General features: G+C 73.2%; 4 protein-coding genes. All 4 read right to left on the bottom strand.

Annotated elements, in window-relative coordinates:
- Positions 1-76: 76 nt before the first annotated feature.
- Positions 77-8,173 (bottom strand): non-ribosomal peptide synthetase, encoded by an 8,097-nt coding sequence (locus KYY02_RS13015; protein WP_371238068.1) that lies wholly within the window; start codon positions 8,171-8,173, stop codon positions 77-79.
- A gap of 14 nt (positions 8,174-8,187) precedes the next feature.
- Positions 8,188-16,644 (bottom strand): SDR family NAD(P)-dependent oxidoreductase, encoded by an 8,457-nt coding sequence (locus KYY02_RS13010; RefSeq protein WP_371238067.1) that lies wholly within the window; start codon positions 16,642-16,644, stop codon positions 8,188-8,190.
- 94 nt (positions 16,645-16,738) lie between these two features.
- A complete protein-coding gene (locus tag KYY02_RS13005) occupies positions 16,739-17,368 on the bottom strand; it encodes a 4'-phosphopantetheinyl transferase family protein (RefSeq protein ID WP_371238066.1) in 630 nt (209 codons plus the stop codon).
- Between the two features lie 29 nt (positions 17,369-17,397).
- On the bottom strand, positions 17,398-18,270 hold the full coding sequence (locus KYY02_RS13000) for an aspartyl/asparaginyl beta-hydroxylase domain-containing protein (RefSeq protein ID WP_371238065.1): 873 nt from the start codon (positions 18,268-18,270) through the stop codon (positions 17,398-17,400).
- Between the last annotated feature and the right edge of the window lie 18 nt (positions 18,271-18,288).

Below are 18,288 nucleotides of genomic sequence, written 5' to 3'. Positions count from 1 at the left end.
CTCTGGTTCGGTGCGGGCTCTCGGCCCCTGGGGGCTGCGGCGGCGGTGGCCGGGGTTCAGTCCGGCCGGGGCCGGCTCACCGGGCCGTCTTCCGTCGTACGGGCCGACGACCGCCGGCCCGTGGCGCGCTCTTCGCGGCTGCCCCGGACCCCTCCGCCTCGGCGCGGGTGCGCAGGTCGGCGAGTGAGGCGTCGGGCTCCCCGGCGATCCGGGCGAGTAGCCGTTCGTAGGTACGGGCCATGCGCTCGGCGGTGTCCCGGGCGAACAGGTCGGTGCTGTACTCCAGGTAGCCGCCGAGGCCGTCGCCGCTCTCCTGGACGACGAGGCTGAGGTCGTAGCGTGCGGGGCCGGCGTGGGTGCGCACCTGGGTGACCGTCAGCTCGTCGGCGCCGGCCGCGGTGTCCCAGGTCGGCAGCAGGTTGAACGCCGCCCGGAACAGCGGGGAGCCGGCCGCGTCGGGCTCAGGTGCCAGGGTGCGCACGAGGTCGGTGAAGGGCAGGTCCTTGTGCCCGTGGGCCTCGGTGGTCACCTTCTTGGCCTCGGCCAGCAGCTCGGTGAAGGTCCGGTGGCCGGTCACGTCCAGGCGCATCGGCAGCATGTTGACGAAGTAGCCGACGACACCCTCCAGTTCGGCCCAGGGACGGTTGGCGACCGGGGAGCCGATGACCAGCTCGCTGTCGTCGGTGCGGCCGCCGAGCAGCACGGCGAAGGCGGACAGCAGCGTCATGTACGGGGTGGCCCCGGCGTCCCGGCCGAGCCGCCGGAGCCTGCCGGCCACCTGCTTGGAGACCCGGAGATCCACCGAGGAGCCCTGGTACGTCTTCACCGGGCACCGCTCGTAGTCGGTGCGCAGCGCCGGGCGGACGGGCAGGTCGGCCAGCGCCTGACGCCAGTGGCCGCGCTGGCGGCCGAGTTCCGCCGCGTCCACGGCGGCCTGCTGGCGGCGAGCGAAGTCGGCGTAGTCGAGGGGCAGTTCGGGCAAGGTGGCGTCGTGCCCCGTGGCGAGTGCGCGGTAGAGGGCGAGCTGCTCGGTCAGGACGATGTTGACCGACCAGCCGTCGAAGACGCCCCAGGGCCGGGTGAGCACCGCGACGTGCCGGTCCTCGGCCAGGGTGAGCAGGTGCGAGCGGAGCGGATACGGGTCCTCCGGCGCGAAGGGCCGGGCCCGCTCGGCATGCAGCCACTCGACGAGCCCGGTCGCGTCGCGGGGACCGGGGACCACGCTCACGGTGAAGCCGTCGGCCTCGTGCACGCGCTGGGTGATCGTGCCGTCGGCGTGGCGGTGGTAGCTCGTCCGCAGGATCGCGTGCCGCTCCACCAACGCCCACACACTGCGCACGAACGCGTCCCGGTCGAGGGGTCCGTCCAGCCGGAAGGCCAGCTGGACGTTGTCGTACGCGGCGGACACATGCGCGGGCCTGTTCAGGAACCAGAGGTCACGCTGCTGGAGGGAGAGGGGGGCGTCGCCGGTGTTCGGGGTGGTGCCGGTCGTCGCGTTCGGCGTCGGGGTCCCGGACGCCTCCGTCCCGGTGCCCTCCGCCCCAGCGGCCTCCCTCTCGTCATCGCCGTCGGCCGCCGTACGCCGGTCCTCCTCCGCCACGCCCGGCGAACCCCCGGTCGCGGCCGGGCTCCCGTTCCCCTCCAGCAGGGTGTCCAGTGCCATCGCGATGCCGGACATGTCGGGTGCGGTGAGGATGGCCTGGAGGGGGAGGTCGGTGCCCGTCTCCTTCTTGATGCGCAGGGAGAGGCGGGTGGCGAGGAGGGAGTGGCCGCCGAGGTCGAAGAAGCCGTCGTGCAGGCCGACCCGGCTGACGTCGAGGACCTCGCCGGCGATGCGGCACAGCGTCCGCTCGGTGGCGGTGCGCGGCGCCACGTACTCCTTACGGGCCAGGTCGTGCTCGCTCGGGGCGGGCAGGGCGCCCCGGTCGACCTTGCCGTTGCGGTTGACCGGCAGCTCGCCCAGGACGACGAACGCGGTGGGCACCATGTAGTCGGGCAGCCGGGCGGCCAGGTACTCCTTCAGCTCCCGGGCGGGCGACGCCTCCTGGCCGGCCTCCTCGCGCCACTCCCGGGTCGGGCTGACGTAGGCGACCAGCACGCGGGCGGCGCCGGAGCCGTACGGCAGGACCACGGCGCGGTGCACCGAGGGGTGGGTGTGCAGGTGGTTCTCGATCTCGCCCGGCTCGACCCGGAAGCCGCGGATCTTGACCTGGTCGTCGACCCGGCCCAGGTGCTCGATCAGTCCGTCGGGCCGCCACTTGACCAGGTCGCCGGTGCGGTACATGCGGGTGCCCGGTGTGAAGGGGTTGGCGACGAACCGCTCGGCGGTCAGCCCCGGCCGGCCGAGGAAGCCGCGGGCCAGCTGGTCACCGGCGATGTACAGCTCACCGGGCACGCCCTGCGGCAGCAGCCGCAGGGCCGAGTCGAGGACGTAGGCCTGGGTGTTGCACACCGGCGCGCCGATCGGCACCCGGACGGCGCCCGGCTCAGCGGTGTACGGCGCCTCCAGGCCGAGGGCGCCGCCGACCTCGGTGGGACCGCACAGGTTGTACAGCTCGGTGCCGGGCAGGGCGCGCGCCACGCGCTCGGCCAGCTCCACGGGCAGCGGTTCGCCGGTGGCCTCCAGGCGGACCAGGCCGGTGCAGTCGGCGGCGGCCGGTTCGGAGAGGAACTCGGCGAGCATCGACGGCACGAAGTCGATGTCGGTGATGCGCTGGTCGCGGATGAGGTGGGCCAGGTACTCGGGGTCCTTCTGTCCGCCGGGCCGGGCGATGACGACGGTGCCGCCGACCTGGAGCGGCCAGAACAGCTCCTTGATGGAGACGTCGAAGCCGATCGAGGTCTTGAACACGATCCGGTCGCCCTCGCGCATGCGGTAGGCGCGCTGGTCCCAGTGCAGCCAGTTCATGCTGGCCCGGTGGGTGATCATCACGCCCTTGGGGCGGCCGGTGGTGCCGGAGGTGTAGAGCACGTACGCCGGGTTGTCGGCGTACACCGGCACGTCGGGATCGGTGTCGGGCAGGCCAGCGGTGTCCGGGAGTTCCTCCAGCAGAAGCAGCGGGCGCCCGTCGGAGAGCATCTGCTCGCGGCGTTCGAGCGGCAGGTCCGGGTCCAGTGGCAGGTAGGCGGCGCCGGACTTGAGGATGCCGTAGATCGCGACGAGCAGGTCGACAGAGCGCTGCATGCTCACGGCGACCAGTTGCTCGGGGCCGGCGCCGCGCGCGGTCAGCCAGTGCGCGAGCCGGTTGGCGCAGGTGTTCAGCTCCGCGTACGACAGTTCGGCGTCCTCGAAGACCAGCGCGGTCAGGTCGGGGGTACGGGCGACCTGGGCGGCGAAGGCGGCCGTGAGTGTCGGGGACGGCATCGGGGTGTCCGTGGCGTTCCACTCGGTCAGCAGGCGCCGGCGCTCGACGGCGGGCAGGACGTCGATGTCGAGGGCCTGGGTGCCGGTGCCGTCGCCGTCGGCGAGGGCGTCGGCGATGCCCCGCAGGGCGGCCTCGACGTAGTCGGCGACGGCGTCCACCGAGACCGAGTCGTCGGTCTGGAGGTCGAGGGAGAACTCGCTGCCGAAGTCGTCGAGGGAGACGGACAGCGGATAGTTGATGCCGTCGGCGGCGGCGAGGAACCGTACGCCCTGGTCCTCGATGCGGATCGCGGCGGCCTCGCCGTGCCCGGGCTCGAAGTGCCGGAAGTTGCCGACCGCGCTGAACAGCGGGGCGTCGCCGTCGGTGTCGGCGCACCGCTGGGCCAGGCCGAGCGGGGTGTGCTCGCGAGCGACCAGCTCCCTGAGGCCGGCATCGACCTCGTCGATCAGCTCCCGCACCGTGCGTCCGGTGAGCCGGACCCTGAGCGGCAGGGTGTTGATGAAGTTGCCGAGCATCCGCTCGACGCCCGTGACGCCCTGCAGGCGCCCGGACATCACAGAGCCGAAGACGACGTCCTCGCGGCCGCTGCACGCGGCGACCACGCGGGCCCAGGCGGCGTGGAAGAGACACGCCGGGCTCAGCCGCAGCCGCCTGGCGTGGGCGCGCAGCTCGCGGGTCAGGTCGTCGGGCAGCGAGCGGCGCAGCCGCGTGACCCCGCTGGCGTCGCCGTGCGTGTCGGACAGGCCGAACGGGAAGGTCGGTTCGGTGACGTCGCCGAGTGCCCGGCGGAAGTAGTCCTCCGCGTCCCCGGCGGCCTGCTGGTGCAGGGTGTGGCCGACGAACTCGCGGTACGGCGCCGGGGACGACAGCAGGTCGGCGCGGTCGGCCATGTGCAGGGCCAGCTCCTGCAGGGTCAGCCGCAGCGAGGTGGCGTCCTCGATGAGGTGGTGGGCGGTCAGGAGCAGATAGCGGCGCTCGGAGCGCGGATCCTCGGCGACGACCAGGCGCAGCAGCGGCGCGCTGTCCAGGCTCATTCGTTCGGGGCGCGCCAGCAGTTCCCTCGCCTGCTCCTCGGCGTCCCGGTCGGCGGCGAGCCGGATCCGCCGCACGGGCAGGGTCGCGGTGCGGTGCACGACCTGAACCGGTTCGGGCAGTCCGGTGGTGAGGACGGCGGTGCGCATCACGTCGTGGCGGTCGACGATGCGCTGCAGCGCGTCGGTGAACCGGGCGCACGCCTGCTCGTCCTCGGCCCGGTAGAGGGTGGCGACGAGGTACGGGTCGTGGTCCGGGTCCATCAGGTGGTGGAAGAGGATGCCCTCCTGCGTGGACAGCAGCGGGTACACGTCCTGGACGGCGGCCGCGCCGCCGGGCACGGCGGCCACGACGGTGTCGATCTGCTCCTGGGTGAGGTCGATCAGCGGGAGCAGGCCGGGCGTGAGGCGCTCGCAGCCGTCCGGGATCGGGTTGTCCGGGACGGTGTGCGCGGGCGCCGCGCCGGTCCGGTCGATGCGCGCGGCCAGTTCGGCCAGCGTGGGGGCGGTGAAGACGTCCTGCACGGTGACGTGCAGGCCGCTGTCCTTCAGCCGGGCCACCAACACCGTGATCATCAGGGAGTGGCCGCCGAGGGCGAAGAAGTTGTCGTCGGCGCTGATCCGGCCGGCGTCGAAGCCGAGCAGTCCGGCGCAGATCCCGGCCAGTGTCCGCTCGGTGCCGGTCGCGGGGGCGACGTAGGCGCGCTGGGTGAACGCCTCGATGCCGGGGGCGGGCAGGGCGCGCCGGTCGAGCTTGCCGTGCGCGGTCACGGGCAGGGTGTCGAGTGCGACGAACGCGCCCGGGACCATGTACTCGGGCAGGGTGCCCTCAAGGTGCCGGACCAGGTCGGTGCGGTGGCCGTCGAGGGCCTGTCCGGGTTCGAGGACGAGGTAGGCGACCAGGCGGGGGCTGCCTGGCTGGTCCTCGCGGACCAGGACCGCGGCGGAGCGGACGGCGGGGTGCTCGGCGAGGCGGTGCTCGATCTCGCCCGGCTCGATGCGGAAGCCGCGCAGCTTGACCTGGTCGTCGGCGCGTCCGAGGAATTCCAGGGCACCGTCGGGCAGTCGGCGCACCAGGTCGCCGGTGCGGTACATGCGGGCGTCCGGGCCGTCGGCGAACGGGTTCGGCAGGAACCGCTCGCGGGTCAGCTCGGGCTGGTGCAGATAGCCGCGGGCCAGTCCGACGCCGGCGATGTACAGCTCGCCGACGCAGCCGATGCCCTGCGGTGCGAGAGCCTCGTCGAGCACGTGCAGCTGGATGTTCTGGATGGGCCGGCCGATGGGCACGACGCGGGGTGCCGGTCCGGCGGGTACGGTCCAGTGGCTGACGTCGACGGCGGCCTCGGTGGGGCCGTAGAGGTTGTGCAGCGGCGCCGGGTGACGCTCGTAGTGGCGGGCGCACAGGTCCGGGGGCAGGGCCTCGCCGCTGCAGAAGACCTGCCGCACGGTTGTGCACCGCGCCCAGCCGGGCTCCTCAATGACGCTGCGCAGCATGGACGGCACGAAGTGCAGGGTGGTCACGCCGAAGTCCTGGACAGCGGAGACCAGGTAGGCCGGGTCGCGGTGGCCGCCGGGTGCGGCGACGGCGAGGCGGGCTCCGAAGAACAGCGGCCAGAAGAACTCCCACACGGACACGTCGAAGCTGTAGGGAGTCTTCTGCAGGACGACGTCGTCGCCGGAGAGCCGGTACTCGTTCTGCATCCACTCGATGCGGTTGACGGCGGCCCGGTGCTCGATCATCACGCCCTTGGGCCGGCCGGTGGAGCCGGAGGTGTGGATGACGTACGCCAAGTTTCCTGCGCCCAGGCCGAGTCCGGCGGCAGGAAGGTTGTCGTCCCGGTCGCCGGGAACGTCCTTGCCGTCCTGGTCGCGCAGGGTGCCGTCGGGGTGCAGGGCGAGCAGGTGGGCGGCGCCGTGCAGCGGCTCGGTGTCCAGGTGCGGCTGGGTGAGGATCACGTCGGCGCCGGAGCGCTCGACGAGGTCGGTGCGGCGGGCCGCGGGATAGGACGGCTCGATCGGCATGTAGGCGCCGCCGGCCTTCAGGGCGCCCAGGATACCGGCGACCATCTCGGGGGAGCGCTCGGCGTGCAGGCCGACCAGCGTGTCCGGTCCGACGCCGTGCCGGCGCAGGCCGTGGGCGATGCGGTTGGCCCAGGCGTTGAGCTCGGCGTACGTCCAGGAGCGGTCGGCGGTGACCAGAGCGGTGTGCTCGGGGTGCCGGGCCACCCGGTCCTCGAACAGCTCGTGCAGGCAGCGGTCGTCGGTGAAGGGCCGCCGGGTGTCGTTGAACCCCTCGACCACCTGGCGGCGCTCCTCGGCGCCGACCATGACGAGCCGGGACACCGGCAGCGCCGGGTCGTCGGCGACGGCGGCGAGCAGCCGCGTGTAGTGGCCGATGAAGCGCCGGACGGTGTCGCGGTCGTACAGGTCGGTGTTGTACTCGACGGTGCCGGCCAGTCCGTCGGGGGTCTCCCGCACGTCCACGGTCAGGTCGAACTTGGTGAAGCTGAGGTCGATGTCGACCGGGGAGACCACCAGGTCGCCGAGGGTGACGTCGCGGCGGGTCTGGGCCTCCTGGAGGACGAACAGCGTCTGGAAGACGGGCGAGTGGGCGAGGCTGCGCTCGGTGCCGAGGGCGTCCACCACCGCCTCGAAGGGCACGTCCTGGTGGTCGTACGCCTCCAGCGCGGTCTTCTTCACCCGGGCCAGCAGGTCGCGGAAGTCCGGGTCGTCCGCGAGGTCGGCGCGCATCACCAGGGTGTTGGCGAAGAAGCCGACCAGGTCCTCCACCTCGCGCCGGCCGCGGTTCGCGACGACCGTGCCGACGGCGATGTCCGTCTGGCGGGTGTAGCGGTTGAGGACGGCCATGTAGGCCGCGAGCAGGGTCATGTAGAGCGTGGCGTCGTGGAACTTGGCCACCTCGCGCAGGGAGCCCAGCAGGTCGGCCGGGCAGGTGAAGCTCTCGCGGGCCCCCGCGTACGTCTTCACGCGCGGGCGCTCCCGGTCGGCGGGCAGTGTCAGCCGCGGGTCGATCCCGGCCAGCTGCCGCTTCCAGTAGTCCGTCTGACGGTCGTGCAGGTCACCGGCGAGCCGCTCGCGCTGCCAGTGCGCGTAGTCCGCGTACTGCACGGGCAGCAGTTCCAGCGGGTCAGGGCGGCCCGCGCAGAACGCCTCGTACAGGGCGACCAGGTCGCGGAAGAAGACGCCGACCGACCAGCCGTCGCACACGCTGTGGTGGGTGGTGACGAGCAGGTGGTGCTCCTGCTCCGACTGGCGCAGCAGCCGTACCCGGATCAGCGGCCCGCGCTCCAGGTCGAACGGGGCGGCGGCCTCGTCGCGGCAGACCGCGGCGAGCCGCGCCGGGTCGGTCAACTGCTCCTCGGCGACGGTGAAATCGCTGCCGTCGCCGATGACCTGGCGCGGCACGCCGCCGTCGTCGGCGAACCGGGTGCGCAGCACCTCGTGCCGCTGGACGACCGCCTCCAGGGCGCGCAGCAGCGCGGGGCGGTCGAGGCGGCCGCGCAGCCGCATCGCCATCGGAATGTTGTAGGCGGCGCTGGTGCCGTCCAGCTGGGCGAGGAACCACAGCCGCTGCTGGGTGAAGGACAGGGGCACGGGTGTGCCGTCGGTCCGGGGCAGTCGAGGGATGGTTTCGAGCGCGGAAAGGTCGACGCCCTGCTTGCGCAGCAGCGCGATCAGGGCGCGCTGCCGCTTCTCCGGCAGCGAGCGGATCCTCCGGATGAGGTCGAGGCCGGTGTCCTGGCTGGTGGTGTCCATCGTCGTCCCCTGCCTCAGCTCTCGATGTCCAGCGCGTCCAGCTCCTCGTCGCTCATGTGCTCGACGAGGGCGATGCTTTCGAGGATCAGATCCAGCTCGCGCGTGCTGGCGTCCCCGGCCACGGGGAGGCGAGCGCGCAGTTCTCGGGCCATGTCGGAAAGGCGCGGTGCGGTGAAGACCGCTTCGGTCGGCAGCTCGACGCCCGCCCGCTCCTTGAGCAGGTTGATCAACCGGGTGGCCAGCAGCGAGTTGCCGCCGAGCGAGAAGAAGTCGGTGCGTGCGGTCAGCATGGCCGCGTCGACCTGGAGGACGTCGGCCCAGGCCTGCGCCATGGTCTGCTCGGCGTCGGTGACAGCGTCGGCGGGCGGCACGGCGTCCGGCGCCGGCAGCGGCGGTACGGCCGCCTGCGGGGTGCGTCCGACCCAGTAGCTGCCCGCCTCGAACGCGGTGGCCGGCAAGGGCACCATCCAGCGCCGCCCGGTGTGCAGCGCGCTCCAGGGCACCCGGACCCCGCGCACCCACAGGGCGGCCAGTTCCTCCAGGGCCCGGTCCTCGGCGAGCCCGGCGAGGAAGGCCTCGCCCCGGGTGCCGGACAGGACGGAGGCCAGCGGGCCCGGATCCTCGTCGGCGTTGCCCCGGTGGACGGGCACGGTCGCGGGGATGCCCGCCATGTGGTCGGCGAGCGCCCGGGCCAGTTCGGCACGGTCGGCGGCGACCACGGCGAGCCGTTCGGGCAGCGGCTCGCGGCCCAGCTGTGTGGTGTAAGCGATGTCGGCGAGGCTGACGGTGCCGTCCTCGTCCGGCAGGGCCGCCAGGTGGTCGTGCAGGCGCCGTACCGCCGTGGCCAGGCGTTCCTCGGTCCGGGCGGAGACCACGACGACCTGCGGCGCGGTGTCCGGGGTGGAGGTCCGGACCTCGGTGGCGGCCGGAGGTGCCTCCACGACCATGCTGACGTGACTGCCGCCCGCCGCGACACAGTTGACGAGGGCGCGGCGGGGCAGGGACGGGCCGCCGGTGTCCGTGCCGCCGCGCGGCTCCCAGTCGGTCAGCCGCTCGCACAGTTCGAGCGGCGAACCGTCCAGGTCCAGGCGGGGGTTGGCGGTGCCGGCGTCGACGAGCGGGGCGATCTGGCCGTGCTGGAGCTGCAGGACGACCTTGGTGAGCTGGGCAATGCCGGAGGCCGCCTCGGGGTGCCCGAGGTTCGACTTCACGGCGCCGACCGGCACCGGGGTGGTGACACCGGCGAACACCTCGCGCAGGGCGCGCAGTTCGACCTCGTCGGAGAACGCGGTGCCGTTCGCTGCGGACTCGACGTAGCCGATGGAGCCGGGTTCGGCACCGGCCCGCTCCAGCGCCCGGCGCATCGCCGCGACCTGGGTGCGGTGGCTGGGCGTCATGAAGCCGTTGGAACGGCCACCGTGCAGCGAGGACGTGCTCTTGAGGACCGCGAGGACGGGATCGCCGTCGCGCAGCGCCGCGTCCAGCGGCTTGAGCAGGACGGCGCCGACCGCCTCGGCGGGCAGATAGCCGTCGCCGTCGCGGAAGCTGCGGGCGCCCGGGTGGGTGCCGAGCAGCTGCATCTCGGAGAGCGCGACGTACTTGTCCTCGTGCACGGTCAGGTTGACCCCGCCCGCGACGGCCAGCTCGCACTCGCCGCGCAGCAGGTCGGCGCAGGCGAGGTGGACGGCCATCGCCGAGGAGGTGCACATGCTGTCCACGGCGAGGCTCGGGCCTTCGAGGCCGAAGAAGTGCGAGACGCGGTTGGCGATCAGGTTGTACGAGGCGGAGGAGGTGAGCGCCGCGAGCACCGGTTCGGAGGCGTCGGCCCGGTACATCTGGTAGGCGGCGCCGACGTACACGCCGACGCGCCGACCGTAGCGGCGCTCGATCACCTCCTGGGTGACGCCGCCCTGTTCCAGCAGGTGCCACACCGTCTCCAGGAACAGCCGCTGCTGCGGGTCCATCGCGGCGGCCTCGCGGGGCGAGATGCCGAAGTGCAGCGGGTCGAACCGGTCGATGCCGTCGAGGAAGGCGCCGTACTGGGCGCCGTCTTCGGTCTTCCAGCGGTCGGCGGGGACCTCGGTGACGCAGTCCCGGCCCTCGCGCAGCGCGGCCCAGAAGGCGTCCAGGTCGTCGGCGTGCGGGTAGCGTCCGCCGATGCCGATGACGGCGATGTCCTGGCCCGCCGGGGGCGAGACCGGGTCGGGGGCGGTAACGTGCGGCCGGGCCGTCTCGGGTGCGGCGGTCTGCGGCCGGGGGGCCTCGGCTGCGACGGTCTGCGGCCGGCCGGTCCCGGGCGCCGTCTCGCCGACAAGGGCGCGCAGCGCCTGCACGTGCTCGTCCGCGAGGTACCGCGCCAGCCCGCGCACCGTCCGCACCTCGAACAGCAGCGTGCGCGACAGCGGCCCGAAGGTGTCCTCCAGCGGCTGGACCATGGTCACGGCGAGCACGGAGTCCATGCCGTACCGCTCCAGCGGGGTGTCCGGGTCGAGGCGCTCGGGCCCGAGCTTGAGGGCGGAGGCCAGCACGCGCCTGAGGTGCGCCACGGCCCGGTCCTCGACGGACCGTACGGATCCGCCGCCGGCCGCGGCGGGCACGGGGGCCTGCGGAGCCGTGGCCGTCGTATCCGCCGTGGTGTGCGGTGCGGCCTCCTCGGCGCGCTCCGTCAGCCGGGTCAGCAGTGCCTCGCGGCTGCCCGCCACCACCAGCAGCCTGCCGTCCGTGACGCCGCCCTCGGCGCCGACCAGGGCTTGGTGCAGGGCGGCGAGGCCGCGCAGCGTGTCCAGGGGGGCGAGGCCCAGGGCGCGCAGCTGCTCACGAACAGGGCCCTCGGTGCCCATGCCGCCCTCGTCCCACAGCGGCCAGTTGACGGACACGGTACGGCCGCTGCGCCGACCGGCGCGCACGAGCCGGTCGCGGTGCCCGGCGTAGGCGTCCATGAAGGCGTTGGCGGCGGCGTAGTCGCACTGGCCGGGGTTGCCGAAGGCACCGGCGAGGGAGGAGAAGCAGACGAACAGCTCCAGCGGCTGCTCCTGGGTCAGCTCGTCCAGATGGACGAGTCCGGCAACCTTGGGGGCGAGGACCCGGTCGAGTTCCCCGGGGCTCTTGCGGACGACGAAGTTGTCCTCGATGACCCCGGCGGCGTGCAGCACGCCGGTCAGCGGGCCGTAGTCCACGGTCACCCGGGACAGCAGGGCGCCGAGCGCGTCCCGGTCGGCGACATCGACGCTCTCGTACTGGACGGTCAGGCCGGTGGTGCGCAGGTCCTTCAGGGCCGCGCGCCGCTCGTCGGTCAGCGGCGAGCGCCCGGTGAGGACCACCGTGGCGTGCGCGACCGTGGCGGCGATGTCCCGCGCGACGTGCAGGCCGAGCCCGCCCATGCCGCCGGTGACGAGGTAGACGCCGTCCTCCCGCCAGGGCGCGGCGACGGGCCGGATGCCGGTGACCTCGGTGAGGCGGCGAACCTGGCGGCGGCCGTCGTGGTGCCGTACCTCGGGCTCCGGGTCGCCGGTGGCCTCGGCCGCGAGACGGGCGGCGACGGTGGCGGGCGACGCCCCGTCCAGGCACTCCAGGTACTGGGTGTGCAGCTTCGGGTTCTCCAGGCTGGCCGTGCGCAGCAGCGCGGCCAGGCCGCTGAAGCAGGCGAGTCGGTCGCTGTCGCCGACGGCCGCCACCTGGAGCAGCGTGGGCCGGCGCACGCCCTGCTCCAGCAGCCGCCGGGTCAGCGTGAACACCTGCCGCACGGCATCGGCGTACTGCTCCTCCAGCGGTGCGTCCGCCGGTTCGAGGAAGGTGCACCCGGTTCCGGCGGGCAGCTCGGAGCGCAGGGCGTCGCGTGCGTCGGCGGCGAGGCCGAGCACCGCGACGTGCCGTTCCGAGAAGGCGCCCGGCGCCGCGTTCGTGGCCTGCCGCTCGGCCCACTCGGGCCGCAGCAGCACCACGTCGGCGCCGCCGGCGGCCGGGGTGCCGGCCGGCGCGGGCCGGTGCGGCGCGCCCTCGGTGCCGAGGTCGAACCAGCAGCGTTCGCGGGCGAACGGGTAACCGGGGAGGCCGATGCGCCGCACCGCGCTGCCGGCCGGCCAGGCGTCCTCCCAGCGCACCTCGGCTCCGTCGGCCCACCGCGCGAGCAGGTCCTCGTACGCGCCCTGCCGCGTCCAGGCGTCCAGGGCGGCGCGCGCCGCCGGGGCGTCGGCGGGCCGGTCCGGGCGGACGGTGCCCCGGTGCCAGGCGCCCTGCGCGCCCGGGTCGGCGGCGAAGGCGGCGAGCCGGGCGCGGGCGTCGGCCAGGCTGCTCGCGGCGAAGGCGAGGCGCTCCTCCAGCGCCATACGTCCGGTCTGCAGGGTGAAGGCGATCGCGGACAGGTCCGCGTCGGTCGCCTCGCCGAGCCGGGCGTGCAGACGACGGGCCTGTTCGGCGAGCCGGCCCACGCTCTTGGCGGAGAGCACCAGCAGCGCGGGGCGGGCGTCGGCCGGGGCCTCGGCCGGGCGGGCCGGCGGCTGGTACTCGGCGATGACGACATGGGCGTTGGCGCCGCCGCCGCCGAAGCTGGACACCCCGGCGACCCGCGGCAGCGTACGGCCCTCCAGCACGGGGCGCCGCCACGGCTCCAGGGTCCGCTGGACGCGCAGCGGCGTGCGCTCGAAGTCGATGTGCGGGTTGAGCGTCGCGGAGTGCAGGCTCGGCACCAGTTCGCCGTGGCGCAGCTGGAGCAGCACCTTGGTGAGGGCGGCGATGCCGGCGGCGGACTCCAGGTGCCCGATGTTGGACTTCACGGAGCCGATGGCGAGCCGCTCGGGTGCTCCGCCCGCGCTGCTGAACGCCCGCTCCAGGCCGCTGACTTCGATCGGGTCGCCCAGGGAGGTGCCCGTGCCGTGGGCCTCCAGGTAGCTCAGGGCGCGCGGGTCGACCCCGGCGGAGGCGAGCGCGTCGGCGATGACCTCGCCCTGGGCGACCGGGGTCGGCACCGAGTAGCCGGAGGTGCGTCCCCCGTGGTTCACCGCCGTGCCCTTGATCACCCCCAGGATCCGGTCGCCGTCGGCGACGGCCCGCTCCAGCGGCTTGAGCAGGACGGCGCCGACGCCCTCGCCGGGCACATAGCCGTCACCGCCCTCGCCGAAGCTGCGGCACCGGCCGTCGCTGGAGAGGAACTTGCGCTGCCCCAGCACCAGGTGCTTGTTGGGGTGCGGGGTGAGGTTGACGCCGCCCGCGAGCGCGGTGCCGCACTGACCGCTGCGGATGGCCTCGCAGGCCAGGTGGATGGCGGTCAGGGAGGAGGAGCACATGGTGTCCACGGCCATGCTCGGCCCGTGGAAGTCGTAGAAGTACGACACCCGGTTGGCGACCGTGGAGGCGCTGCCCCACAGCGCCGCGGGCTCGCCGCGCTCCTGCGCCTGGGCGCCGAGGAGCTGGTACTCCTGGTACATCACGCCGACGAAGACACCGACCTTCGCGCCGCGCGAGAGCCGGTCGGCGGTGTATCCGGCGTCCTCCAGGGTGTGGTGGGCGCACTGGAGGAACAGCCGCTCCTGCGGATCGAGGTGGTCGGCCTCCAGCAGCGAGATCTGGAAGAACAGCGGGTCGAACCGGTCGATGTCGTCCAGGAAGCCGCCCCAGCCGCCGGCTCCGGCCTCGGCGTACCGGGAGTGGTTCCAGCGGCCGGCCGGGACCTCGCGGACGCAGTCGCGGCCCGCACGCAGGTTCTGCCAGAACTCGTCCAGGTCGGCGGCCTCGGGGTAGCGGCCACTCACGCCGATGATCGCGATGTCACCGGGCCGTACGGCCCCGGGCTCGGCCGGCGTCTCGACGGCGGGCAGCGGCCGGCTGGACAGCCCGGTCAGCTCGGCGCACATGCGGCCCTGTTCGTCCACGACGGTGACGTCCAGCCGGGCGGCGGCCCGGTCGGTGCCGCTGCCGGGCTGGTGGCGGATCCAGGCGTACGCCCGGGAGGGCGAGGCGGCGAGGGCCTCGGCGCGGGTGAGCGCAAACGGCAGGGCGAGCGCCGCCGAGCCGCCGTCGCCCAGCCACAGGCCGATGGTGGCCTGGAGGGCGCCGTCGAGGATGCTCGGGTGCAGCAGGCCGCCGTGCAGCGGTTGGGCCGCCTCCGGCAGGCGCAGCTCGGCGAGGACCTGGCGGCGGCCCTCCGCGTCCCTGCCGGTGCGCAGCTCGGTCAGCGACCGCTGCGAGGGGCCGTACTCCAGGCCGAGGCCGTCGTAGAGGCCGTAGACGTGCTCGTCGGAGTACGTCGCCTCGGTGCATGCGGCCCGCAGCTCGGCGAGGGGCAGGGTGCGCCGGGTGGCGTCCTCGGCGAGGCCCGCCCGGCCCTGGCCGCACAGGGTGGTGGTGCCGTCGGGGCCGACGGCGAGGATCTCGTACGTGCAGCCCTGCGCGCCGGTGCGCACGCGCACGCGCAGCGTCAGCCCGTCGGGGCCGCACACGGCGGCCCGGAGCCACACCACGCCGGTCAGCCCGACGGCGGCGGTGTCCTCCCGGCCCAGCGCCCGGGCGACCGCCACCCGCGCCATCTCCAGATGCGCGACCCCGGGCAGCACCCGGCTGCCGCGGACCTCATGGTCCCGCAGATACGGTTCCGAGCCGTCGAAGCGGGTCTCGTACGTCACCTCGTCCGCCGGGCCGCCGGGCACGGTCCGCTGGAGCAGCGGGTGGGTCTTCGGGACGGAGGTGTTTCGTGAGTGGTCCTGCGGGGCGAGGGTGCTCGGCGGGTTGCCGTGGGCAGCGGGCGTGTTCTGGACACCGTGGGTGCCGACGAGGTGGGACGCCATGGCCTGCAGCGTGCGGTGCTCGCCGAAGACGCCCGGAGTCAGCGCCAGCCCGTACCGCTCGTTCACCCGCTCGGCGAGCCGCGCGCGTCCGCCCAGGTCCAGCCCGAACTCGCCCAGCTCCGCGTCGGAGTGCACATCGGCGGGGAGCACGCCGAGCAGGGCCGCCACCTCTTCGGTGAGGGCGGTGCGTACGGCGGAGAGGACGTCGGGGGTGACTTGGGCGTGCGGGACCGGGGCCCTTTCGGCCGGAGCCTCGGCGGCGGGAGCGGGGACGGCACCCGCGGGCATCTGAGGCTCCAGCCATGCCGCGAGCTCCGCGATCGTCCGGTGCTCGAACATCACCGTCGGCGACAACTCCACCGACAGCCGCCCCTCCAACTCCCCCACCAACGCCAACAGATCAGCCGACCCCAACCCCAACTCGTAATAGCCCAGCCCCGCGTCCACCGAGTCGGCGGACACCCCCAGCCGAGCCCCCACCAACTCCCGCAGCACGGCGGAGACGGGCAGGGAATCCGCCACCGGAGCGGGGGCGGCCGCCGCGGGAGCGGGGACGGCACCCGCGGGCATCTGAGGCTCCAGCCATGCCGCGAGCTCCGCGATCGTCCGGTGCTCGAACATCACCGTCGGCGACAACTCCACCGACAGCCGCCCCTCCAACTCCCCCACCAACGCCAACAGATCAGCCGACCCCAACCCCAACTCGTAATAGCCCAGCCCCGCGTCCACCGAGTCGGCGGACACCCCCAGCCGAGCCCCCACCAACTCCCGCAGCACGGCGGAGACCGACACGCCGAGAGCGGGGGCGGCCGGGACCGGCGCAGGTGCGGTCGCCATGGGAGCGTCGCCACGCACGTCGAGCGCGCCGGCCGCCCGGATGCGCTTGGCGACGAACTGGCCGACCTCGGCGACCTTCTGGCCGGCCTCGTCGTAGAACTCCACGACCAGGCGGATGAGCTCGTCGTCGCGGCGGACGGAGTCGGCGGGCACGCGGACGTAGCAGCACTCGCCGAGCGGCCCGGCCGCGCGGAACCGGTCGAACATCAGCGGGAGGTAGAGGCCGGGGCCTTCGTTGTCCCCGTGCAGCATGCCCAGGGCGACACCGCCGCCGAGGAGCCCGGCTTCGAAGAGGGCGGGGTGGAAGAGGAACGCGCCGGTGGAGGTCTGGTGTTCGGGGGCGAGTTCCAGCTCGGCGATCCAGTCGCCGGGACGGTGGTAGACGGCACCGCCGAGCTTCATCAGACCCGAGTGGAAGAGCTCGTACTCCCGGCACCAGGTGTAGATCTCGTCCATGGTGGTGCGCCGGGTCGCCCCCTGGACGGGCAGCGGGAGCCGCTCCGTGAAGGCGACGGGGCCGCGGTGGTACGCGGTGACGACGGCGTGCAGGACGTCGGTGGTGTCCTGGGCGCGGCGGCTGCGCACCTCGACGCGCCATCCCCCGCCCGCCGCGGGGCGCCCCTCGACGGTGGTCAGGGCGGCCTCACCGGGCCCGGCGACGAGCGGCGCGAGGATGGTGAGGTTGCGCAGCTCCACCTCGGGCATGGGGTGTCCGTGCCGGGCGAGCACCTGGAGCACCAGGTCCACGTAACCGACACCGGGCAGCAGGCTGCGGCCGTACACGACGTGCCCGCGCAACAGGGGGTTGTCGGCGGTGACGGTGAAGGTCTCGGTGAACGTGGGCGATTCGGTCATCGGTTTTCCGTCCTAGAAAAGGCGCGCGAGGGTGCCCAAATGCGCGTGGCGCAAACCGTGGATTCGTTTACGGACAGGGGGAGGGCGATGGCTGTCAGAAGGAACCCGCCGCGGTGCATCCAGCGCCCGTGAGCCGGGGCACCGAATTCCCGGCCGCCCGGGGTGGGGGCGCCAGGAATCGCGCGGAGAAGAACCCGCCGGAATCGATGTCGATCCGGGCCCCGCCGACCCCCGGCCTCCGCTGGGTGAGGGGGAACCAGACTTTGCAGACCGCCTCCTTGCAACTGAACAGCAATCGGTCCCAGAGCACCGCGTCGCTCCGCGCACCGAGCCGTTCCGCGAGGTTCCGTTCGGCCGGCAGGGCGCCCCGGTCGAGCAGGCCTTCGGGAAGCGGGGCGCTTTCCTCTGCGTCGATGCCCACGGAGCGCCGCCGGCTGGCCCCGGCCACCGCGGCGGCACGGTATCCGGAGCAGTGCGTCATACTGCCGACCACTTCGGCCGGCCATTGCGGGTCCCTGTGCCGCCCGGGCGGCAGGGGAGCCGGGGGAATTACCAGTTCGCCGAGCGCGCTGCGAGCACACCGGCGTACCGTCGAGAATTCTCGTCGGCGCCGTGGTACGGCGTCGGCGACGGCCGCTCGTTCCTCGGCGAAGAGATGAATGTCCGCGTCGTCGTCGAACGCCTCCGCGGACATCACGTCGACGGAAAGTATTTCCTCGATCACTGTTCCCCCGGGCCCCGTTCTCCCGCCGCTTACCAGGTGGTTAGCGAGAAGCGCTCGCCGAGTTCCCGTGCGCCGATGGCGAAGTCCCTGATCTGCTCGGCCTTCTCCACCATCTCGTCGTCCCCGGCGCCCTTCGAGACGGCCACGAGCCACTTGTAGGTCTCGCTCGGATGAACGTCGTAGGTGTAGTGGACCTTGGACAGCAGAAACAGGATGTCCCGGAAGTTCTCTCGTCCGATCACGCCGGACAGGGCGAGGATCCCCGCCTCCCGCTCCTTGGTGAACGGCTTGCGTTCGTGAATGTGGGGGCTGAGGTTCGGGGTGTAGACGGTGGCGTCCGCGAAGGCTTCCTTCTCGTCGAAGGCGCCGTCGAAGACGAGGTCGACGCAGAGCGACTGCCTGCTGAACTCGGTGAAGTTGACGGCCGAGTGGACGGCGGCGGCGTCGAGGAACCAGATCTCGCCGGCCCGCATGTGGATGACGGTGTCGTCGTCCGAGTGGAAGGCCAGCGGGCTGTCCTCAAGCATCAGGTGGGTGCGGAAGTACTGGTCGAGTTCGCGGTCGAGCTCCACGAAGTCGCGGTGCGGGATGACGACGGCGTTCTTCAGGTTCCTGGTGCGGGCCATTTGGAGGCGCTCGCCGTTGTAGACGGTGGTGATGATCTCGTCGAGGTACGGAACGTGCTCCACGTGCTCGGTGATCTGCGCCGCCGCGCCGTGAAGGTCGCGGTACAGCCTGTCGTCGCTGCCACCGCTCGCATTGTACAGCGGAATGTTCTTCCAGAACCCGTTGCTGAACTCGTCGTACTCCTCCTCCACAGTGGGCACCGCGGCGAGATAGGCGAGATCTTTTGCCAGGCGTTCCTGGTCGAGTTCAATGCGGCCAAGTATGTGCGAGCGCACGCGTCGTCCCCCTGGTCT

This window comes from Streptomyces pimonensis (assembly GCF_041380215.1).
GTDB classification, from domain to species: Bacteria; Actinomycetota; Actinomycetes; order Streptomycetales; family Streptomycetaceae; genus Streptomyces; species Streptomyces pimonensis.
This window is presented reverse-complemented; position numbering and strand designations above follow the sequence as displayed.